Consider the following 19,872-nt stretch of genomic DNA (forward strand, 5'->3'; position numbering starts at 1 on the left):
GGACGATGACCGAGAAGTCAGCTGGTGAGGTCGAGCCGGGTCGCGAACCGCCGGGGTCCACAGTTGCCACAGCGGAGCCGGAGTTCGACGTGGACGCGCTCGTCGAGAATCTCCTCGCAGGCGAGCATCGTGCGCTCGCGCGGGCGATCACCTACATCGAGGATCGCACGCCGGGCTATCGCCAGCTCGTCGGGGAGCTTCACGAACATACCGGCGACGCGAGCGTCGTCGGGATCACCGGCAGCCCCGGCACCGGGAAATCAACCCTCGTCGACAAGCTCGCACTCGAGTACCGCGATCGCGGCGAGACCGTCGGCGTGATCGCCGTCGACCCGGCGTCGCCCTTTACTGGCGGCGCAGTGCTCGGCGACCGAATCCGAATGGGCTCGACGGTCGGCGACATGGACGTGTTCGTACGGTCGATGTCGGCACGGGGCGCACTCGGCGGGTTGGCCGCCGCCACCGCCGATGCCGTTCGAGCACTGGACGCCTTCGGCAAGGACCGGATCATCATCGAGACCGTTGGTGCTGGCCAGAACGAGATCGACGTGGTGCGGACCGCCGACACCGTCGCGGTGCTGGTCCAGCCCGGCGCTGGCGACGACGTGCAGATGCTCAAGGCCGGAATCCTCGAGATCGCGGACTGTTTCGTCGTCAACAAGGCCGATCTCGACGGCGCGAACCGGACCGTCCAGGAGCTGACCGAGATGCTCCAGCTCGAACGGGACGTCGATCCGATCGTCCGGACGGGTCACCACGGCGCCGATGAGGTCGAAGACTCGCAGTCCGACACCGAGGAGAGCCACGACGAATCAGCGGACGCCGATCCCGAGGAGTGGCGCACGCCCGTCGTCGAGACCGTCGCGACCCACGGCGAGGGCGTCGACGCCGTGATCGAGGCGTTCGACGACCACCGCACGTATCTCGCCGACAGCGGGGCACTCGAAGACCGCGCACGATCGCGTTACGCCGAGGAGATACGGACGCTCCTCCGGGAGGACCTCGGCACGCTGCTCGAAGCGGAGATCGAGGACCGCGGCGGCATCGAGGGGCTCGCTGCGGACGTTCACCGCCGGGAGACGAATCCCTACGCGGTCGCGGACGAGCTGCTCGATCCGATCCGGGACTGCGTTGCCGACAATCGGGACTGACGGGGCGACGTTTTTCGAAGGATCAGGACGCCGAGCTACTGCTCCGGCGGGTAGGCCGCCGCGAGCCCGTCTAGGGCCTCGTGGTGCTCCGTGGTGTGGGGCGCCGTCAGCGGCGAGACGCTCACCGCACCGTCGAGGACGGCGTGGCGATCGGTTCCGGGTGACTCCTCGAGATCACCCTCGGCCATCAGCTCCCAGATCCGATCGTGGAGGCGGAGCTGGTCGCCGTCGCGGATCGCGTCCATCTCGTAGCGATGCGAAGGCGAGGTGATCCGCATCGGTGCCGGGGCTGTAGCCGGCTGTTGCACGTCGACCGATTCGGTCGCGGCGAGGTGGCCGTTGGGAACGGGCGCGTTGACGTTGAGATAGTCGGCGTGGTCGAAGACGCCGGCGTCGAGCGCGTGTTCGACCAGAAAGCACGTCGCACGGACGGCCTCGCGGAAGTCCCGCTCCTCGACCTCCGCGTCCTCGAAGGCGACGTCGTCGACGGGGACGTACAGCGAGGAGGCGATCGACGGCACGCCGTGGAAGGCGGCCTCGACGGCAGCGCTGACGGTGCCGGAGCGACCGAGCACGTAGCCGCCGAGATTCGCGCCGCGGTTGCAGCCAGCGACGACGAGGTCGGGATCGGGACAGAACTCCTGTAGGCCGGCGATCACGCAGTCAGCCGGGGTACCCGTGAGTGCGATACCGCCATTTCGTTTCTCTATGACGACGTCGGTAGAGGTCTGCCTGCCGACCTTGCTCTGGTCGGTCGCGGGCGCGACCACCGTCACGTCGGCGACCGTCGAGAGGCCGGCGTCGAGCGCCGCCAGCCCGGGAGCGTCGATCCCGTCGTCGTTCGTGAGGAGGATCTCGGGCTGCTCGTCCATGGTCGCACCAGTGACCGGGGAGCGAAAAGGACTCCGGAGGCCAACACTCAAGCGGCACCCCTCCATCGGCCACTCCATGGCTGTCGCGGGACTCTCGACCGGTGCTCTCCTCGTGTTCGCACTGATCGGGGTCGCGCTCGTGCTGTTCGTCTCCGAGACGTTCCCCAGCGACGTGACCGCGATCGGGATCGTCGTCGCGATCGCACTCGCCGAGCCGTGGGTGGGGCTGACCCCGACGGAGGCGATCTCCGGCTTCTCGAACCCGGCGACGATCACCATCGTCGCGATGTACATGCTCAGTGCCGGCGTGCAACAGACCGGGATCGTCGAGCATCTTGGCGTCAGGCTCGCGTCGTTCACCCGTGGCGATCCGGACCGGGCGCTCCTCGCCACGGTCTGCACGACCGGCCCGATCGCGGGCGTCGTCAACAACACGCCCGTCGTGGCGGTGTTCATCCCGCTTGTGCAGGACCTCGCGCGCGACGCCGACGTCTCGCCCTCGAAGCTCCTGCTGCCGCTGTCCTACGCCGCGATTCTTGGCGGAACGTTGACGCTGATCGGAACCGCCACGAACATCCTCGCGAGCGACGTCGCCGGCGCGTTGATCCCCGGTCGCGACGGGATCGGGATGTTCGAGTTCACGCCGCTGGGGATCGTCGTGCTCGTGGTCGGGATCGCCTACCTCCTGACGATCGGCCGGGCGCTCACGCCGGCTCGCGTCCCCGTCGACGCCGACCCGCTCGAGCGATTCGACATGGAGGACCACCTCGGACGGGTCGTCGTCCGTGCGGAGTCACCGCTCGTGGGGCGGTCCGTCGACGACATTGCCGAGACGGTCGACACAGAGATCGCACTCCTGCAGCTTCGCCGCGACGGCGAGGTGTACGCGTTGCCGGACGGCGACGCGACCGTGCGACCCGACGACCGGCTGATCGTCCACGGTACGCTCCAGGCGATCAATCGCTTCCGCGAGACCAACGACCTCCGACACCTCCATCGCGAGGACGTGACTGCGGCGACGTTCGACGAGGCGCCGACCGCGTACACCCTGGCGACCGCGATCGTCCCAGAGAACTCCGAGTTCGTCGGCGAGACGTGGGGCGATACCGGGCTCGAACGGTTCCACCGGACGAGCGTGCTGGCCGTGCGCCGAGAGGGCGTCCTCTATCGTACGGATCTCGCCGAGATAGAACTCCAGCCCGGCGATCACCTGCTCCTGCGAACGACGCCGGAGACGATCGAGTATTTCGCCGACAGTCCGGAGCTCTGGCTCGTGGACGAGCGCGTGCTGGAAGCGCGGGACGCCACCGATCCCGACTCCGTGGCGCCGCTGACCTCCCGAACGCCGCTGGCGCTCTCGATCGTGCTCGTCGTCGTGTTCGCTGCAGCGGCGACGCCGGCGCCCGTCGTGATCACGGCGCTCGGCGGCGTCTTCGCGATGCTCGCGACGGGCTGTCTCTCACCGTCCGACGCCTACGACGCGGTCTCCTGGAACGTCATCTTCCTGCTAGCCGGCGTCATCCCGCTCGGACTCGCGATGGAGCGCACCGGCGGGGCGACTGCGATCGCGGACGCACTCGCGACGAGCGGTGAGGTGCTCCCCGCCCTCGCCGTCCTCTACCTGTTCTACGTCGTGACGAGCACGCTCGCGAACGTCATCACGCCGGTCGCGACAGTGGTCCTCATGCTCCCGGTCGCGGTCGACACGGCGCTCCAGCTCGGTGCGAGCCCCTTCGCCTTCCTGCTCGCGGTGACCTTCGCCGGCGCGACGGCGTTCATGACGCCGATCGGCTACCAGACGAATCTCATGGTCTACGGGCCCGGCGGCTACAAATTCACGGACTTCCTTCGCGTGGGCGCACCGTTGCAGCTCCTGCTCTCCGTCGTGACGACGGTCGGAATCTGGGCGTTCTGGGGCGTCTGAGTCCCCGTCGCTGGCGTGCGAGCGGGCCCGGGCGGTGCGTTTATGCCGCGGCCCCCGCATCTTCCGCCGAATGAGCGATAGCGAGGGGAGCGGATCGGCAAATGCGGGTGATTCGAGCGGTGCTGAAACGCCGCCTGGCCCCGCCCGTGACCCCGACGTCGAGGCGCTCCTCGGACAGCTTGAGGAGCTCGAAGAGACCGTCGACTCCGAGCAGGAACTCGAGCAGGTTCAGTCGACGATCAGCCTCGCCGAACGGATCCCTGGGAGCGGCTTCCTCAGCGGCCACATCCAGAAGTACACGACCCGGGACGTCGCCGAAGCGGTCGTGGGCGCGATCCTCATCTCGATGCCGATGCTCGTCGAGGACGGCGTCTTCGACGTGGCCGCCTACCTCACGGACAGGTGGATGTTCGGCGTCCCCATCTTCTTCGCGATCAACGTCGTCTTCGTCGTCGTAATGAGCATCGGCTTGCTCTACTGGGCGGACATCCGAGAGGTCAAGATCTCGAATCCGATCTTCGGGATCGTCCCCCGCCGGCTGGTGGGCGTGCTAACCGCCTCGTTCCTGACCGCGACCGGGCTCGTCTTTCTCTGGGGCCGCCACCGCGTCGGGGACCCCTCCGATTTCGAGGTGCTCGCGCGGATCGTGGTGGTCTGGACCGCGGCGGCGTTCGGTGCCGCACTCGGTGACATCCTGCCCGGCGAGAGCGCAGGGTACGACATCACGATCCAGAACCTCGACGACATCGTCAAACCCGAGGAGTAGAGACGGCGGCGCCAGTGACGGCCAGACCGTTTCCGACGATCACGAACGGGCGTCAGCCCCCGGCCAGCAACCGGACTGGGCCGGCCATCGGGCGCTGGCGACGGCCGACGGCCGGTCGACACTCCGCCGTCACGGACGGCGGCCGGTCGAACCGGTGACTCAAGAGTTATGCCCGTCGACCGGAAATTCTCCGGCATGACGAAGTTCGGCTGGTTCGCCTCCCTCGAGGAGTTCTCCCCGCAAGAGTGCCTCGATCAGGTGGATATCGCGTACGCGAACGGGTTCGACTCGATCACGGTCAACGACCACTTCCACCCCTGGTTCCACACGAAGGCGGGTGGAGAGCCCGCAAACTGCGGCAACTGCTGGTCGTGGATGCCCATCGCGCTCGATCGGACGGAGGACATGGAGATCGGAACGGGCGTCAGCGCCCTGCTCCGGCGGTACCATCCGGCGAACGTCGCCCACCGGCTCGCGACGCTGGAGGAACTCTACCCCGACCGCGTGTTCCTCGGCGTCGGGACCGGCGAGGCACTCAACGAGTCGCCGCTGGGGAACCCCCTGCCGGACTACGGCGAGCGAGCCAAGCGAACCGCCGAGGCCATCCGGCTGATTCGTCGGCTATTCGAAGAGGAGTTCGTCACGTTCGATGGCACCTACTACCAGACCGACGAGGCCAACCTCTACACCGGTCCCGACGAGGCGCCGCCGATCCACATCGCCGCCAGCGGCCCGACCGCGGCGCGGATGGCCGGGGACCTCGGCGACGGCCTCATCACCGTCTACGAGGATCCGGAGTTCATCCACGACACCATCTTCGCCCAGCTCGAGAACGGCGTCCAGAAGTCCGAGCGAAACGAGTCCTTCGACGACGTCGAGAAGACGATCCACATCCACGTCTCGCTGGACGACGAGTACGACGCCGCACTCGAGCCCGCGCTCCCGTGGCGAGGCACTCTCGTCGATCGGTTCTACACCGACGATGTCGCCGACCCGCGCGTCATCCAGCAGGCCGGCGAAGACGAGGTCAGCGAGGAGGCGCTGACCGACGCCTACATCGTGACCGACGATCCCCAGGACATCATCGACGTCACGGAGACGTACGTCGACTGCGGGTTCGAGCACATCGTCTATCAGAGCCACAGCCCCGATCAGGAGCGCTTCGCCGAGTTCGTCGCCGACGACGTGATGCCCTCCTTCTAACGCGAACTGACCGATCCCAACGACCAGCGGGTGTCGACGATTCCTGGGTCCCCTATTCTAGCAGAGAGCTACAGAGACAGGATTCGGTGAGTCCGAGAATCAGAGACCGGCAGAGAGTCGAAGAATCAGAAACGGGGAGCAGGAATACGGATCCGGGGAGGAGTGGAGGGAAGACGACGGGAAGAGAGAGGGTGGAGAAAGGAGGGTGGAGAAAGGAGGGTGGAGAGAGGAAGATGAGAAGGAAGGAAGATGAGAAGAGAGGAGGGGCGGAGGAACGAAGAAGAGAAGAAAGGAGAGTGAGTGGGAGAAACGGTGAGAAGAGAGTGCCGAACGGCCGCCGTGCAGCCGGGGAACGGGGACATCGGCCGTTCCATCTGGCCACAACTCACTTGTCCGGTCCCTCCCACCTTCGGTTAGACTGAATGCCGACGCTACTGCTGGTTGGAACGGTTTCGGGGACGACGATTGCGGCCCTCGAAGACCGTGGCTTTTCGATCGAGGTCGGCGCATACGAGCAGGCCCCCGAACCCGACGGCGGAACGACGCTGGAACAGTCCGCCGTCGATCTGGCGACCGCGGCCGACTGTTCGCTGGTCTGTGAAGGGGTTGGCGACGTCGAGACAATCGAGGCGATGGGCGCCGCTGCACCGAAGCTACCGATCCTGTACGCGGCTCCGGCGGAATCGGCCGGTCGGGCCGGCGCTGCACTCGAAGCAGGTGCCACCGATCGGGTGCTGACGACCGGCGAGCGCGACGGACCGCGGATCGCGAATCGGCTCGACGGTCTCGACGGCGTCGGCGCCGAGTCCAACGGCTCGATCGTGGGAGCAGGCGGCACCGACAGACAGGACCAGCAGGGGAACACCCGCGACGAACGGATCGAGGCCCTCCTCGAGTGTGCGCAGGCGTTCATGGACGCCGACGACGTCCAGACCGTCGCCACGACCGCCATCGAGACTGCGGAACGGGCGCTCGGCTACGATATCGTGAGCGTCCGGCTGTTCGGCGACGACAGGACGACGCTCCGGCAGGTCGCGAGCTCCGACCGGGCCGAAGAGGTCCTCGGGCTGTTGCCGGTGGTGACGCTGGAGGACAGCGTCGTTACCCCGGCGATCGAGGAGAATCGTCCGCTCGAACTCGATCAGGAGATGTTATCGGAAGCGGGAATCGACTCGGTCCAGTCGGCGCTCGTCCTGCCGCTTGGCGACCACGGCGTCGTGAGTTTCGGCGCGATGGAGCCGGACGCCTTCGGCAGCGGCGATCGCAACGTCGGAGAGCTACTGGCAGCGAACGCAAGTGCGGCGCTGGATCGCATCGATCGCGTCGAGCGAATCGAGGCGATTCACGGGACGATGCGGGAGATGCTCGACGCCCGGAGCCCCGCCGCAGTCGCCCAGCAGGCCGTGGACGCCGCCGCGGACATTCTCGGCCATCAGTTCGTCGTCTGCTTCCTCGAGGGCGACGATTCGCCATCGGGGCTGGAGCCGGTCGCCTGGACCGACGCCGCGGCGACGCTGACCGGTGGGGAGCTCCCGACACCCTCGGCTGGCGACGGCTCGCTCGAAGCGTTCGAGACCGACACCGTCGTCCGCCGAGACAGTACCGAGGCGGAGGCCGCCAGCGGACTCCCGGCGACGAGCAGACTCCACGTCCCGATAGAGGACGCCGGGACGCTCATGATCGCGACGCCGGGGCCCGGCGCGTTCGACGAGTCCGACGTGCAGCTCGCGCGACTGCTCGCGACCAACGTCGCGCGGGTGCTCGACCGGGTCGAGCGCACCCACGAACTCGAACGCCTCGAGACCGTCTTCGAGACCGTCGACGACATGGTGTACGTCCACGACGAGGCGGGGAACATGTTGCACTGTACGCCGGTGCTTGCCGAGCGGCTCGGCTACGATCGCGACGAAGTCATCGGGATGAACGTCGGGGATCTCGTCGACGACGAGTCCGAAGCCGAGGGAGCCGAACTCATACGGGAACTACTGGAGGAACCACCCGACGCGACCCGGACCCAGCAGATCGACCTGGCAGGCGAGGACGGCAAAGAAATCCCCGTCGAGATTACCTACAGCCTGCTGCCAAGCGAGGAGTTCCGAGGGGTCGTCGGCGCGGTCAACGACATCAGCGACCTCGTCGCGGTCCGCGAACAGCTCGACTCCCAGGAAGACCGATTCGAGTATCTCTTCGAGAACATCCCCGACCCGGTCGTTGAGGGACATTTCGAGGAGGAAGCCGTCGTCGAATCGATCAACGACGCGTTCGAGGAAACCTTCGGGTTCGAGGAATGGGAAATTGCCGGTGAGCGACTCAACGACGTGATCGTTCCCGACGACCACATGGAGCGCGCTCGCGAACTCGATCAACAGACCGCGACCGGGACAGTGAACCACGCGGAGGTCGAGCGAGATACCCAGTACGGCCGCAGAGAGTTCCTCTTCCGAGGAGTCCCCTACGAGGCGACCGACGGAGTCACGCGGGGTTTCGGCATCTACACCGACATCACCGAGCAGAAGGAACGCGAGCGCCATCTCGAGGTGCTCCAGCGGCTTCTCCGGCACAACGTTCGCAACGAGGTAAACGTGTTGCTCGCCGGAATCGATCAGCTGGAGGACGCGCGGGCCGAGGACGACGTGCAGGAAGCCGAGCTTCTGGCGACCCTCGACGAGACCGCGCGCGATCTGCTCTCGATGAGTCAGAAGGCAAAGCGCATCAGCCGGGTCATCGACGCCGAGCAGCGGGAGCTCGGCAACGTCGACGCGGCGTCGATCGTTCGGGCTGTCGTCGAGCGGGTCCGCCAAACCCATCCCGACGCGACGATCGAGCTCGACGCGCCGGAGTCCTGCCCCGTCCTCGGGTCCGGTGCCATCGAGCGAGCAGTCGAGGAGCTCGTCGGCAACGCGCTCCAGCACGCGGGCGATAGCCCGACGGTCACCGTCGATCTTCGGGCCACCGACGACGGGGCGGATCTCACCGTCGCCGACGACGGTCCGGGCATTCCCGAAGCCGAGCGAAACGTGTTGGAAGACGGCGAAATCACGCCGCTCCAGCACGGCAGCGGGCTCGGCCTCTGGCTGGTCACGCACGCGACGGCAGCCAGTGGCGGGACGGTGTCCTTCGATCCGACGGCAGACGGCGCACGGGTGACGCTCTCCTTCCGGTCGATCGAGAGCGACGACTGACGGACGCCAGCGAAGCGAGGGATCGGCAGTGGGTAGCAGTTAGGGATCGATCGTCGCTCTGGCAGTGAAAGAGAGGCTTCAAGGGTCTCGGCGGGGAGTATCGTCCATGGCCGACACGTACACGCTGACCATCGAGTCCGACTCCGAGCACGAATCCGAAGAGATCGACGTTCCAGTCGCCGCCATCGAGGCGCTCGGCGACGACGAATCACCGACCGAGATGGCCGGTGACCTGGTTCTGCTCGGCCTCGCCCAGCAGATGCACAGCCGCGTCTTCCACGCCGAGGAGGCGCCCCAGGAGGCCGTCAAGGAGGCCAACGAGCTGCTCGAGGAGGCCTTCGAGGAGCGGTTCGGGCAGACGTTCCAGGAGATGGCCGGTCACGACCACTGAACGTCGTTCACTGCAACCGATCACGACCGACGACGCCCGCGGTCGCGGTCGTTCGAAACCGCAATTGACCACCGACGATCCGACCGGTATCCGGTACCACAGCGCACCGGATTCGGGGTCGACGCCGCTCGATTCGACGGGCGGTAGCGGGCTCCTCGTGGGCTGCTTCGACGACTTTTTATAGCCCATGACCATCGTTTCCGACGAGACAGGCTTGGCCTGTTTCACTGATCCGTAGGAGCCTAAGGCGCACTACGGAGGTGAACAATGGCAGATCAGGAGATCGAACTAGCAGTTTCTCGCGCACTCGAGGAGTCGCCCGACCGGAACTTTACCGAGTCGGTCGACCTCGCGATCAATCTGCGCGACCTCGACTTGAACGACCCGTCGAATCGTGTCGACGAGAGTATCGTCCTTCCTGCCGGTACCGGCCAGGAGACGACCATCGCCGTCATTGCAGAAGGTGAGACCGCAGTCCGAGCCGAGGACGTCGCCGACGACGTCCTCTCCGGCGACGACCTCGCTGACCTCGGCGATGACGACGACGCGGCGAAGGACCTCGCTGGCAACACCGACTTCTTCGTCGCAGAGGAGGCGCTCATGCAGGACGTCGGGCGCTACCTCGGGACGATCCTGGGGCCACGCGGCAAGATGCCGACCCCGCTCGGTCCGGACGACGACGTCGTCGAAGTCGTCGAACGGATGAAAAACACCGTCCAGCTCCGCAGCGGCGACCGGCGCACGTTCCACGCGCTGGTCGGCGCCGAAGAGATGTCCGCCGAGGAGATCGCCGACAACATCGACGTGATCCTCCGGCGACTCTACGCGGACCTGGAGAAGGGTCCCCAGAACGTCGACACGGTCTTCGTGAAGACGACGATGGGTCCCGCAGAGGAGGTGGTGTAGATGAGCGCCGAACATCGCACCGAGACGATTCCCCAGTGGAAGCGCGAAGAGGTCGACGCCATCACCGACCTGCTCGAGAACTTCGAGAGCGTCGGCGTCGTGGACATCGCTGGCATTCCGAGCCGGCAGCTCCAGGACATGCGTCGTGGCCTCCACGGCACCGCAGAGCTCCGGGTCAGCCGGAACACGCTCCTGCGCCGTGCACTCGAGGAGTCCGATCGCGGTCTCGACCAGCTCACTGGTCACGTGACCGGACAGGTCGGCCTCATCATGACGAACGAGAACCCCTTCGGGCTCTACCAGCAGCTGGAAGCCTCGAAGACGCCCGCGCCCATCGGTGCGGGCGAGGTCGCTCCCAACGACATCGTCATCGAGGAGCAGGACACCGGGATCGATCCGGGACCGTTCGTCGGAGAGCTCCAGACGGTCGGCGCAGCCGCGCGGATCCAGGAGGGCTCCATCCACGTGACGGAGGACAGCCTCGTCTGTGAGGCGGGAGAGGAAGTCTCCGACGACCTCGCAAACGTTCTCTCAGAGCTCGGACTCGAACCCAAGGAGGTCGGCCTCGACCTTCGTGGCGTCGTCGCAGACGGCGTCCTCTTCGAGCCCGAGGAGCTGGAGATCGACGTCGACGAGTATCGCGACGACGTGGCGACCGCAGCCGCACGCGCTCGCAATCTCTCGGTCAACGCCAACTACCCGACGGCGACGACCGCGGGCACGCTCATCGCGAAGGCGCAGGGCGAGGCCAAGAGCCTCGGTCTGCAGGCCTCCATCGAGAGCCCGGATCTCGCAGACGACCTCGTGAGCAAGGCGGACGCGCAGGTTCGCGCGCTCGTCGCTCAGGTCGACGATCCGGACGCGCTCCCGGAGGACCTCCAGGACGTCGAGGCCCCCGCACAGCCGGCAGCCGACGAGGCCGCCGATGCTGAGGACGAGGGCGACGACGAGTCCGACGATGTCGAGGACGAACAGGCCGACGACCAAGCGGACGCCGATGCCGACGATGACGACGGCGACAATGCCGGCGCAGAAGGCCTCGGCGACATGTTCGGGTGATTCACAATGGAGTACGTATACGCAGCACTCATCCTCAACGAGACCGGCGAAGAGATCAACGAGAGTAACCTGACCGACGTGCTGGAGGCCGCGGGCGTGGACGTCGAAGAGTCCCGCGTCAAGGCCCTCGTGGCCGCCCTCGAGGACGTCGACATCGACGACGCCGTCGCAGAGGCGGCCGCAGTCCCCGCTGGCGGCGCAGCCGCCGGTGGCTCCGCGGGCGGCGAGTCCGCGGACGAGGCCGACGATGGCGACGACGATGACGAGGTCGAGGAGGCCGACGAGGACCTCCCCGATACGACGGACGACGACGAGGACGAGGAGGCCAGCGGCGAGGGCCTCGGCGACCTCTTCGGCTGAACTCCGTTTCGAACATTTCCTCGTTTTATTTCGATTCCGTAGCTGCTGCTCTGGCAAGTGGTACGGGCAGAACCGCGACAGCAAAGCAGTAGGAAGCCCCCTCCCGCTCGCGCACGCTCGCTGTGCGCGGCCTCGCTACCGCTCGGCCGTGCTTACTTCGCGAGCGAACGCGAGCGGTCGGGCCCTTCCAGTCCCTCCCAGTGGATTTCAGCCGAGTGCTTCGCTACGGTGGATCGTCGAGGCTGCTGTGATCGGCGAACGATCGGTTCAAAACGTGGCCTGGAATCCCCACGCAATTCGCGCTCAGAGAATCAGTCACCGGGTGGGACTGGAAGGGGCCGACCGCTCGCCGGTGTAGGCGAAGTAAGCACTGGACTGAGCGAACGAAGTGAGCGAGGGAAGCGCGCAACGAGCGTACGCCGGCGAGCGGGAGGGGGCTTCCAAGCGGTTCGCCCTGCTTGTAGTTAGCCCAGTTCTCTAAACGAAGTTCCTCAGCGTCAGACGCACGCTTATTAGCCCCCGGGCCGTCGCCACGGGCATGCCCACGATCGAGATCACCGAGGACCAGCACGAGTACCTCGATGCCCTCCGCGACGACATCCAACAGGACGTCGTCGGGAAGTACGCGCACGTCCGGATGGTCGACGCGGTCCAGTACCTCATCGACAACCACGAAGGCGAGATCAACGCGACCGTCACGGCGCCCTCCGCCGGGCCAGAGGTATCCGCAGAGAACACACCGGTCGCCGACCCGGTGGAAGATGCGGGAGAGGATGCGGCTGAGGACGCCGATGAGAGCGAGGATGCGGCCGAGGAGGAGAGCGTCGAGGACGAAAGCGACGCTGACGTGGAAGACGCCGACGACGCCGACTCTGAGGACGTCGAGTCGGACGACGCTGCAGCGGACGAGGAAGAGGACGCTGCTGCAGAGGAGGAAGACGACGAAGCGTCCGACACCGGCGGCGCCAGCTCACCCCCGATGGCCGCTGCCGGCGGTGGCGGCGACGACGGCATGCTCTCCGCGATGATGGCGCTGATGGACACCCACGACGACAAGTGGGAGGACGCAGCCGGCGACACCGGCTACGAAGTCGCACTGCCCGACGGCTCCTCGGAGTCCGCCGCCACGCAGGACGACGTGCGCGCGCTGCTGTTCAAACACTACGAGTAGCGACTGCCCGGGTGATCGGCGTCGGAACCGCCCACTCGGAAACGAAAATCGCCCTCGTCGCCTCCACAATTATTATCTCAGTAGCGGCCGAATTATATCGACGTGCATCGGCGAACGTACCTTCTTGCGCTCTGTGGCTCGGTGTTCGCCGGAGCCGCCGCCCTCGAACTCCGCACTCGGGGCTCCTCGGTCAGTAACAGGCCGCTCACGGAGTACGACTGTCCGCCCTTCGAGGGCGGGGAGGACTGGAAGCCGACGGTCTGCTCGCACACCGTCGATACTGCCGCTGCCGAGATTTTCCTCCAGCCGTCCGTTGAGCGAATCGATGATCCGGGAGAACTCACGTTCACGCTGACGAACGACTCGGACCGGACTCTCCACGTCGATCCGTGGGACTGGGCGCTTCGAACGCAGGGGTCCGACGGCTGGCGAGCGATCGAGTACACCGGCGGCATTGCGAGCGGGTCCCTCGAACTCCCGCCTGGCGAGACGCACGAGTGGGACGCCATGGAGATTGCGGACTACTTCGCAGACTGGCAATTCGAATTTCCACCGGGCACGTACCTCGCTGGCGTCAGAGTGGCCGATCCAGGGCCTGCAAACTGGATGCGGCATGCAGCTCTGTTCCGGATCGAGGAGTAATCGGGCGGAGGAGCACTCGATAGTTATCACGGTCTCCGCTCTTGCCGGTCGCCACAGCCCGCAACGTAGACCACTGCCAGCTCGTGCAGCCGTGGATGTGCCACGGCGTGTGGCCTCGCCGCCCGCACGAGGTCGAAGGCGTCGAGCAGCGAGCGATCCTCCTCGCAAGCTATCGTCGTCGCAATGACGGTGTTCGATCGCGAGATACCGGCTTTACAGTGGACGAGGAGCGAGTCGCAGTCGGCATCGGCTGCGTCGCACTCCCTGTAGAGCCGCCGGGCAGCGTCAGCAGCGTCCCGGAATCGGTCCCACTCGGCCTCGTAGCCGTCCACCAGCGGCTGGAAGTGCGTGGTGCCCGGCTCGCGCTCCTCGGCGACGGTCAACACGACGTCGAAGCGACGATCGCAACCGTCGGGGTCGGCGGCGAACCTGTTACCGAGAAACAGCGGTCGGTCGCCGATCTGTCGGACGATCGGGCGCTCGGGATGACAGCCGTACAGTCGGGCGATTGGACCGTCCTGCTCGCGGCCGTCGATCGGGACGGTGATGTGGGGCGTCGCCTCCTCCTCGTCGGTGGGCCGTTCGGACATCAATTGTGGCTCCGTCTCAGGGACTCTCCGCCGCGATCCGCTCGATCGAGTCAGCGAGCACGTCGACACCGATCCCGATCGAGTCCTCGTCGACGTCGAACGTCGCGGTGTGGTGGCCGCCGGGGTGATCGGTGCCGACGCCGACGTACGCCGCGAGGCCGCCATTGTCCTGCACCGCACGCATCAGATAGGTGGCGTCCTCGCTGCCGCCGAGATCGTCACGATCGAGCACGCGCTCGACGTCCGGATGGCCTTTCGCGACCGCGCCGACGACGTCCCGGAGCTCGTCGTCGCTTTCAGCGGACGGCGCGCGGCCGTCGTCGCTGAGCGTGACGTCGCAGTCGTGCATCAGTGCGGCGCCCTCGACGACCCGGCGGGCGTTCTCGTCCATGTACTCCATCAGCGGCGTGGTCTCGCCGCGAACCTCCAATACCATCCGGGCGTACTCCGGAACGATGTTCGAGGCGGTACCGCCCTCGATCACGCCGGCGTTGATCCGCGTCGGCCCGTCGCTGTGCCGGGGGATCGCGTAGCAGTTCTGGACGGCGGCGGCCAGCGCCTGGTTGGCGTTCCGGCCCTGCTCTGGCTGACCCCCGGCGTGGGCTGGCGCGCCCTCGAACTCGGCCTCGAACTGCGCGACCGCGAGGAACCCCTCGACGCCCGCGACGATCTCGCCGGTCGGGTGGTCCAGGCCGATGTGGATCGCGAGCAGGGAATCGACGTCGTCGAGGTGCCCCGACTCGGCGATCGCCTTTGCGCCGCCGACCTGCTCCTCGGCGGGCTGGAAGATGAGCTTCAGCGTCCCGGAGAACGCCTCGCTCTCGCTGATCGCGCGGAGGACGCCGATCCCGATCGCGGCGTGGGCGTCGTGGCCGCAGGCGTGCATCGCACCGTCGTTCTCCGAGCGGAACCCCTCGGCGGCGGGAACGTGCTCAGCTGCCTCGGACTCTCCACGGGGCAGGCCGTCGATGTCGACGCGGAGCGCGATCGTCGGCCCCTCGCCACGGTGGAGCTCGGCGATGAGGCCCGTGTGTCCGCCTTCGAGCTCGGTCAGGATCGACTCGTCGGCGCCGGCAGCGAGCGCGCGGCCGTACCACTCGTCGAGCGTCTCGTCGTCGGGGACCGCCATCCGTTCGTCGCTCGCCAGCGCGTCCGGTCCGACGTGGAGCGCATCCACGCCGATCTCACGACACGCCTCGACGATCCGCGCCGTCGTGTAGAACTCACACCACGCTGGCTCGGGACGGCGGTGGAGGTCCCGGCGGAGCGCGATCAGCGAGTCCGAATCCGTCACAGTCGCCATGGCCGCAGGTCGGTGACGGATTCACTTAACGGCTCGCGACGGGGAGGGCAGCGTGGAGTTCCGGCCCGCAGCGAGGCGATCGGCCGTCGAAAACCGAGTCGTCCGCATCGAAATGGAGGCGAAATCCCCATACGCAGTCGGCGCGGAGAGTCCACAGATGCACAGCGGGTCGATCGATCTCGAGGAACTCCCGGGCGGCCTCGACCTCTACGCGACGCTCGAGAGCGGCCAGTCCTACGGCTGGCGTCGTGCGGACGGCGGCTGCTACACCGACGACGGGCCCGAATCATGGGAGAGTGACCCACCGTGGTACGTCCGGGTCGTCGACGGCGACGTCCTGCGCGTCCGCCAGCACCTCGACCAGAACCCCGATGACGACGGTAGCGATCCCGAAGATCGCGATTCGGGGAGTACCGATCCCGACCCCACCAAATCGGACCACAGCGGCGGCGTCCTCGAGTGGCAGGGAACTGCCGACCTGGAAGACGAACTGCGTCGCCTGCTCCGGCTGGAGGACGATCTCCCGGCGATTCTCGATTCGGCTGCCGGGGGCGACGATGGCCTCCTGAGACCCGCGGTCGAGTACGCGCCCGGCATGCGGCTCGTCGGTGATCCGGCCTTCGAGACCCTGATCGCGTTCATCTGCTCGACGCAGATGCGCGTCGCGCGGATTCACGGGATGGTCAGCGCGCTCGCGGATGCCTACGGCGAGCCGGTTACCGTCGACGGGCGCACCTACCACGCGTTTCCCGAGCCAGCGGCGCTCGCCGAAGCGACGGAGGCCGAACTCCGCGATCTCGGCCTGGGCTATCGGGCGCCCTACGTCGTCGAGACGGCGGAGATGGTGGCCAGCGGCGAACTGGACCCGACCGACGCTCTCGGCGAGCCATACGAGGAGGCGCGTGAGACGCTCACCGGGTTCGTCGGCGTCGGCGACAAGGTCGCGGACTGCGTCTTGCTGTTCTCGCTTGGCTATCTCGAGGCCGTCCCGCTTGACACCTGGATCCAGTCGGCGATCGCGGACCACTTTCCGGAGTGTGATCGAGGCAGCTACGCCGAAACCTCGCGAGCAATCCGGGAGCGATTCGGCGAAGAGTACGCCGGCTACGTCCAGACGTACGTCTTTCATTACCTTCGGACGCGGGCGTGAATTTCTGGGGATGTCTCCGTCGTGGCTGCGCGATCGAAACGACGTTGTCGATGCCCAACCTCCAGCCAGCCAATGGCGACGACGGTGCTCTCCTGGAGCGGTGGGAAGGACGCGGCCTACGCGCTTTCCGAACTCCGCGCTGGCGACGACGAAGTCGTCGAGCTGCTGACGACTGTCGCGGGTGACACCGGCCGAAGCTCCATGCACGGCGTCCGTCGATCACTGTACGAACGGCAGGCCGCAGCGCTTGGCGCGGATCTGCGGATCGTCACGCTGCCGCCCGAGCCCAAGGACGACACATACGAGTCGGTCATGGGCGAGGTGGTCGCGGAGTACGCCAATCGAGGAATCGATCGGCTCGCCTTCGCCGACCTGTTCCTCGAGGACGTGCGTCAGTACCGGGAGGATCGACTGGCGGAGAGCCCGGTCGATCCGACGTTTCCGATCTGGGGCCAGTCGACGGACGAACAGGCGACGGCGTTCCTCGAAGCCGGGTTCCGGGCAGTGGTGGTTGCCGTCGACGGCGACCGTCTCGATCCATCGTTCGCGGGGCGTCCGTTCGACCGAGAGTTCCTCGACTCGCTCCCCGAGACCGTCGACCCCTGCGGGGAGCGAGGGGCATTCCACACGTTCGTCTGGGACGGCCCGATTTTCCACGAGCCGGTGCCGATCGACGTCGGCGAGACGGTAGCCAAGCCGGTCGGCGACGGCACCTACCACTACTCCCGACTCCGTGCAGACGAGTGATCTGCGATTCCTGAGAAGTCCGGACCGAGAGAGAGAGCCCCACGGACGGTTTTAGTACTCGGACCCGAACCACTCACTATGAGCGATCGAACCCGTGCACACGTGTTCGTCACCGGCCGCGTTCAAGGCGTGTTCTTCCGTGCGACCACGCGCGAACGGGCAGCGGAGGTTGGCGTCGACGGCTGGGTCCGGAACCTCGACGACGGTCGCGTCGAAGCCGTCTTCGAGGGGAGCGAGGAGCAGGTCGACGCGATGATCGAGTTCTGTCACGAGGGCAGTAGCGCGGCGCGCGTCGAGGACGTCGATGTCGAAGAACAACCGCCCGAGGGCGTCGACGGATTCCAGATCGAGCGGTGACGGCCGCGGTGGGGAGCGACCGTTCCGACATCGAGACGACCGGGCCTGCAGCCAGGCGTAACCGACCGGCAGACGTGGATCCAACGGCATCGGCGCCGGTTCGGGGATTGCCTTTAAGCCACTCCCGCCCTCTACACCGGCTATGCCACTGAAGTCGTCACTCCGATGGAGCTTCTACGACCGCGCACTCGCACTTCTTCCCTTCCTGCTCGGCATCACGATCGTCGGCGTTGGCGCCTGGCTCGGTGCCGGTGCCTTCCTCAACGAGCTCGCCTTCGGCGACCCCTCGGACGCCGGATCGCCCGCGAGTCCCGTACTCCTCGCTGTCGGGCTCGTCGTCGGGCTGATCGTCTGGCAGATCGGTCGATCGGCCGTCCGTCACCACGCGATGCACGCGGCCATCGACAGCCGCATCGACGAGCTCGTCGACGAGGAGCGGATCGCCAGCAGCGCGGCGACCAAGGTCGACGACCGCATCGCCGACGTCGAAACTGACGTCGAGCAGGTGAGCCGGAAGACCACCGACCTCGAACAGCGGATCCGCGGCGACGAACTCGGCAGCGAGGAACTCGACCCGAGCCCGGAGCCCACGCAGACCGGCGGTGCCGATCCCACCGAAGCTGCGGCAGCCAGCGGCGCTGCCACGTCGACGGACGACACCGCTGCCGCCGGAGCTGAGGGGACAGATCACTCCGCCGGTGCTGGTGGGGCCGGGGATGCGAGCGAAGCAGCCGACGACGGCAGCGAGACGGCAGCTGCTGGTGGAGCGACGGCAGGCGGTGCCGGCGATGCTGGGAATGACGCCGAGCCGGCAACGAACGATGCCGACGGTGGTAGTGACGCTGGTGTGGCCGGTGAGAGCACCGACGACGGCGACAACGACGATGACGGTGACGGCGGTAACGATGGCTTCGAGTGGGAGGGCGAAGACGACGACGGCGAGTACTACCGGGACGGCTGATCGACGGGAGCGACGCGAGCGGCGCTACGCCTCGAGGATGTCGTCGGATTCTATTTCGGGCACGGTGAGTTCGCCATCGAGCGCCAGCGCCGCCTGGCCGCCGACGCGGATCGTCTCGCCGGCACGGACCTGCACCCGTCCGGGACGATCCACGTAGTGACCCTGCTCGACGACGATCTCGTCCGGAAGGTCGTCGTCGAAGGCGCCGACGTGGCGAAGGAACGCGCCCGTCGCGCCGGCAGCGGTGCCAGTCACCGGATCTTCCGCGACGCCGGCCCCCGGTGCGAACGCCCGCGCGTGGACGTGCGCATCTCGCTCGAGCGTGTCGAACGTGAACGCGTAGATCCCGACGGCGTCGACCTCGTCGGCGATTTCTGCGACTGCGTCGAGATCGGGGTCGACCTCGCCGAGCTGTGAGAGGAACGCCACGGGAACGAGCAGCCAGGGGAGGCCGGTCGAGGAAACCGCGAGTGGCAGCTCGGTCTCGAGGTCCGTGACCGCCGAGGGACGGAGGCCGAGCGCAGCGGCGATCCGATCGCGATCGAGATCGACTTTCTGGATCGTCGGGTCGTCCTGGGTCATCCAGACGGCGCCGTCGTCCTCGACCGTGACCTCGAGCACGCCGACAGGTGTTTCGACCTCGACGGTACCCGGATCGAGCTCGTCGATCGCCGCGAGGCCGGCGAAGGTTCCGATTGTCGCGTGGCCACAGAGATCGACGGGCTGGGTTGGTGTGAAATACTGAATTCGGTACTCTGCGATGTCACCCTCAGCGAGAAACGCCGTCTCGCTCACGGAGAGCTCCCGGGCGATCGCCTGCCGCTGGGCGGTGGAGAGGCCGGCCGCGTCTGGCACCACGCCGGCGGCGTTGCCCGACAGCGGCTCGTCCGTGAACGCGTCGACCAGGAGCGTACGCGCGGTGTGCATACGGCCTGCGACGAGCGCCTGACACAAGACGTTGCGGGAACCGTGGCAGTGATCAGCGTGGACTGTGGGGTGAGTGGTGGGAAGCTGGCGGGTGGGCACGGGGAAGCCGGGGAGATGGGGAGGTGGGGAGATGGGGAGGTGGGGAGATGGGGAGGTGGGGAGATGGGGAGGTGGGGAGATGGGGAGGTGGGGAGATGGGGAGGTGGGGAG

General features: G+C 67.0%; 20 protein-coding genes. 16 read left to right on the plus strand and 4 right to left on the minus strand.

The window, feature by feature from the left end; all coding sequences use genetic code 11:
* Positions 1-5 precede the first annotated feature (5 nt).
* On the plus strand, positions 6-1,151 hold the full coding sequence (gene meaB / locus MXF70_RS15065; RefSeq protein ID WP_248516526.1) for a methylmalonyl Co-A mutase-associated GTPase MeaB: 1,146 nt from the start codon (positions 6-8) through the stop codon (positions 1,149-1,151).
* A gap of 35 nt (positions 1,152-1,186) precedes the next feature.
* Here meaB and surE read toward each other — a convergent pair whose 3' ends face one another.
* Positions 1,187-2,023 carry a 5'/3'-nucleotidase SurE gene (surE, locus tag MXF70_RS15070; protein WP_248516527.1) on the minus strand — a complete coding sequence of 279 codons (837 nt, stop codon included), beginning with the start codon at positions 2,021-2,023 and terminating at the stop codon, positions 1,187-1,189.
* Positions 2,024-2,099: 76 nt separating this feature from the next.
* On the opposite strand from surE, the gene MXF70_RS15075 reads away from it, so the two are divergent.
* From MXF70_RS15075 to MXF70_RS15125, 11 genes are all read left to right on the plus strand, one after another.
* Positions 2,100-3,947 carry an SLC13 family permease gene (locus tag MXF70_RS15075; protein ID WP_248516528.1) on the plus strand — a complete coding sequence of 616 codons (1,848 nt, stop codon included), beginning with the start codon at positions 2,100-2,102 and terminating at the stop codon, positions 3,945-3,947.
* 70 nt (positions 3,948-4,017) lie between these two features.
* Complete coding sequence (locus tag MXF70_RS15080) at positions 4,018-4,713, plus strand: DUF2391 domain-containing protein (RefSeq protein WP_248516529.1); 696 nt, start codon at positions 4,018-4,020, stop codon at positions 4,711-4,713.
* Between the two features lie 195 nt (positions 4,714-4,908).
* Complete coding sequence (locus MXF70_RS15085) at positions 4,909-5,916, plus strand: LLM class flavin-dependent oxidoreductase (protein ID WP_248516530.1); 1,008 nt, start codon at positions 4,909-4,911, stop codon at positions 5,914-5,916.
* Between the two features lie 86 nt (positions 5,917-6,002).
* Entirely contained in the window at positions 6,003-6,338 is a 336-nt protein-coding gene (locus MXF70_RS15090; protein ID WP_248516531.1) for a hypothetical protein, read from the plus strand.
* On the plus strand, positions 6,339-9,098 hold the full coding sequence (locus MXF70_RS15095; RefSeq protein WP_248516532.1) for a PAS domain S-box protein: 2,760 nt from the start codon (positions 6,339-6,341) through the stop codon (positions 9,096-9,098).
* Positions 9,099-9,204: 106 nt separating this feature from the next.
* The gene (locus tag MXF70_RS15100) at positions 9,205-9,489 is read left to right on the plus strand and encodes a DUF7545 family protein (protein ID WP_248516533.1); all 285 of its coding nucleotides are present in this window, start codon (positions 9,205-9,207) and stop codon (positions 9,487-9,489) included.
* A 267-nt stretch (positions 9,490-9,756) separates the two neighbouring features.
* Positions 9,757-10,395, plus strand: a complete 639-nt coding sequence (locus MXF70_RS15105; RefSeq protein ID WP_248516534.1) for a 50S ribosomal protein L1 — start codon at positions 9,757-9,759, stop codon at positions 10,393-10,395.
* A complete protein-coding gene (locus MXF70_RS15110; RefSeq protein ID WP_248516535.1) occupies positions 10,396-11,454 on the plus strand; it encodes a 50S ribosomal protein L10 in 1,059 nt (352 codons plus the stop codon). It begins immediately after the preceding gene.
* A 6-nt stretch (positions 11,455-11,460) separates the two neighbouring features.
* Positions 11,461-11,814, plus strand: a complete 354-nt coding sequence (gene rpl12p, locus MXF70_RS15115; RefSeq protein WP_248516536.1) for a 50S ribosomal protein P1 — start codon at positions 11,461-11,463, stop codon at positions 11,812-11,814.
* Positions 11,815-12,352: 538 nt separating this feature from the next.
* The gene (locus tag MXF70_RS15120; RefSeq protein ID WP_248516537.1) at positions 12,353-12,985 is read left to right on the plus strand and encodes a hypothetical protein; all 633 of its coding nucleotides are present in this window, start codon (positions 12,353-12,355) and stop codon (positions 12,983-12,985) included.
* 102 nt (positions 12,986-13,087) lie between these two features.
* Positions 13,088-13,627: a COG1470 family protein gene (locus MXF70_RS15125; RefSeq protein WP_248516538.1), complete on the plus strand. Its 540-nt coding sequence runs from the start codon at positions 13,088-13,090 to the stop codon at positions 13,625-13,627.
* Between the two features lie 26 nt (positions 13,628-13,653).
* On the opposite strand, the gene MXF70_RS15130 is transcribed toward MXF70_RS15125, so the two are convergent.
* Entirely contained in the window at positions 13,654-14,217 is a 564-nt protein-coding gene (locus tag MXF70_RS15130) for a protein-tyrosine phosphatase family protein (protein ID WP_248516539.1), read from the minus strand.
* 16 nt (positions 14,218-14,233) lie between these two features.
* Positions 14,234-15,520: an amidohydrolase gene (locus MXF70_RS15135; RefSeq protein ID WP_248516540.1), complete on the minus strand. Its 1,287-nt coding sequence runs from the start codon at positions 15,518-15,520 to the stop codon at positions 14,234-14,236.
* A 157-nt stretch (positions 15,521-15,677) separates the two neighbouring features.
* Here MXF70_RS15135 and MXF70_RS15140 point away from each other — a divergent pair, with 157 nt between their 5' ends.
* The 4 genes from MXF70_RS15140 (at position 15,678) to MXF70_RS15155 (ending at position 18,735) form a co-directional block, all read left to right on the plus strand.
* Positions 15,678-16,670, plus strand: coding sequence for a DNA-3-methyladenine glycosylase family protein (locus MXF70_RS15140; protein ID WP_248518415.1), 993 nt, complete (start codon positions 15,678-15,680; stop codon positions 16,668-16,670).
* Positions 16,671-16,742: 72 nt separating this feature from the next.
* A complete protein-coding gene (locus MXF70_RS15145; RefSeq protein ID WP_248516541.1) occupies positions 16,743-17,417 on the plus strand; it encodes an adenine nucleotide alpha hydrolase in 675 nt (224 codons plus the stop codon).
* 78 nt (positions 17,418-17,495) lie between these two features.
* The gene (locus MXF70_RS15150) at positions 17,496-17,774 is read left to right on the plus strand and encodes an acylphosphatase (RefSeq protein WP_248516542.1); all 279 of its coding nucleotides are present in this window, start codon (positions 17,496-17,498) and stop codon (positions 17,772-17,774) included.
* Between the two features lie 142 nt (positions 17,775-17,916).
* Positions 17,917-18,735: a hypothetical protein gene (locus tag MXF70_RS15155; RefSeq protein WP_248516543.1), complete on the plus strand. Its 819-nt coding sequence runs from the start codon at positions 17,917-17,919 to the stop codon at positions 18,733-18,735.
* 24 nt (positions 18,736-18,759) lie between these two features.
* Here the strand turns inward: MXF70_RS15155 and MXF70_RS15160 are convergent, their stop codons facing one another.
* A complete protein-coding gene (locus MXF70_RS15160; protein ID WP_248516544.1) occupies positions 18,760-19,662 on the minus strand; it encodes a PhzF family protein in 903 nt (300 codons plus the stop codon).
* Positions 19,663-19,872: the final 210 nt, after the last annotated feature.

The sequence above is a fragment of the Salinarchaeum laminariae genome, assembly GCF_023204835.1.
Lineage (GTDB): Archaea > Halobacteriota > Halobacteria > Halobacteriales > Salinarchaeaceae > Salinarchaeum > Salinarchaeum laminariae.

Coding starts and splice junctions, on each gene's coding strand:
- MXF70_RS15110 (WP_248516535.1), top strand. CDS start 10,396: ATGAGCGCCGAACATCGCACCGAGACGATTCCCCAGTGGAAGCGCGAA.
- MXF70_RS15080 (WP_248516529.1), top strand. CDS start 4,018: ATGAGCGATAGCGAGGGGAGCGGATCGGCAAATGCGGGTGATTCGAGC.
- MXF70_RS15160 (WP_248516544.1), bottom strand. CDS start 19,662: ATGCACACCGCGCGTACGCTCCTGGTCGACGCGTTCACGGACGAGCCG.
- MXF70_RS15150 (WP_248516542.1), top strand. CDS start 17,496: ATGAGCGATCGAACCCGTGCACACGTGTTCGTCACCGGCCGCGTTCAA.
- MXF70_RS15075 (WP_248516528.1), top strand. CDS start 2,100: ATGGCTGTCGCGGGACTCTCGACCGGTGCTCTCCTCGTGTTCGCACTG.
- MXF70_RS15100 (WP_248516533.1), top strand. CDS start 9,205: ATGGCCGACACGTACACGCTGACCATCGAGTCCGACTCCGAGCACGAA.
- MXF70_RS15155 (WP_248516543.1), top strand. CDS start 17,917: ATGCCACTGAAGTCGTCACTCCGATGGAGCTTCTACGACCGCGCACTC.
- MXF70_RS15140 (WP_248518415.1), top strand. CDS start 15,678: ATGCACAGCGGGTCGATCGATCTCGAGGAACTCCCGGGCGGCCTCGAC.
- MXF70_RS15120 (WP_248516537.1), top strand. CDS start 12,353: ATGCCCACGATCGAGATCACCGAGGACCAGCACGAGTACCTCGATGCC.
- MXF70_RS15095 (WP_248516532.1), top strand. CDS start 6,339: ATGCCGACGCTACTGCTGGTTGGAACGGTTTCGGGGACGACGATTGCG.
- MXF70_RS15135 (WP_248516540.1), bottom strand. CDS start 15,520: ATGGCGACTGTGACGGATTCGGACTCGCTGATCGCGCTCCGCCGGGAC.
- meaB (WP_248516526.1), top strand. CDS start 6: ATGACCGAGAAGTCAGCTGGTGAGGTCGAGCCGGGTCGCGAACCGCCG.
- MXF70_RS15085 (WP_248516530.1), top strand. CDS start 4,909: ATGACGAAGTTCGGCTGGTTCGCCTCCCTCGAGGAGTTCTCCCCGCAA.
- MXF70_RS15130 (WP_248516539.1), bottom strand. CDS start 14,217: ATGTCCGAACGGCCCACCGACGAGGAGGAGGCGACGCCCCACATCACC.
- MXF70_RS15145 (WP_248516541.1), top strand. CDS start 16,743: ATGGCGACGACGGTGCTCTCCTGGAGCGGTGGGAAGGACGCGGCCTAC.
- rpl12p (WP_248516536.1), top strand. CDS start 11,461: ATGGAGTACGTATACGCAGCACTCATCCTCAACGAGACCGGCGAAGAG.
- surE (WP_248516527.1), bottom strand. CDS start 2,023: ATGGACGAGCAGCCCGAGATCCTCCTCACGAACGACGACGGGATCGAC.
- MXF70_RS15105 (WP_248516534.1), top strand. CDS start 9,757: ATGGCAGATCAGGAGATCGAACTAGCAGTTTCTCGCGCACTCGAGGAG.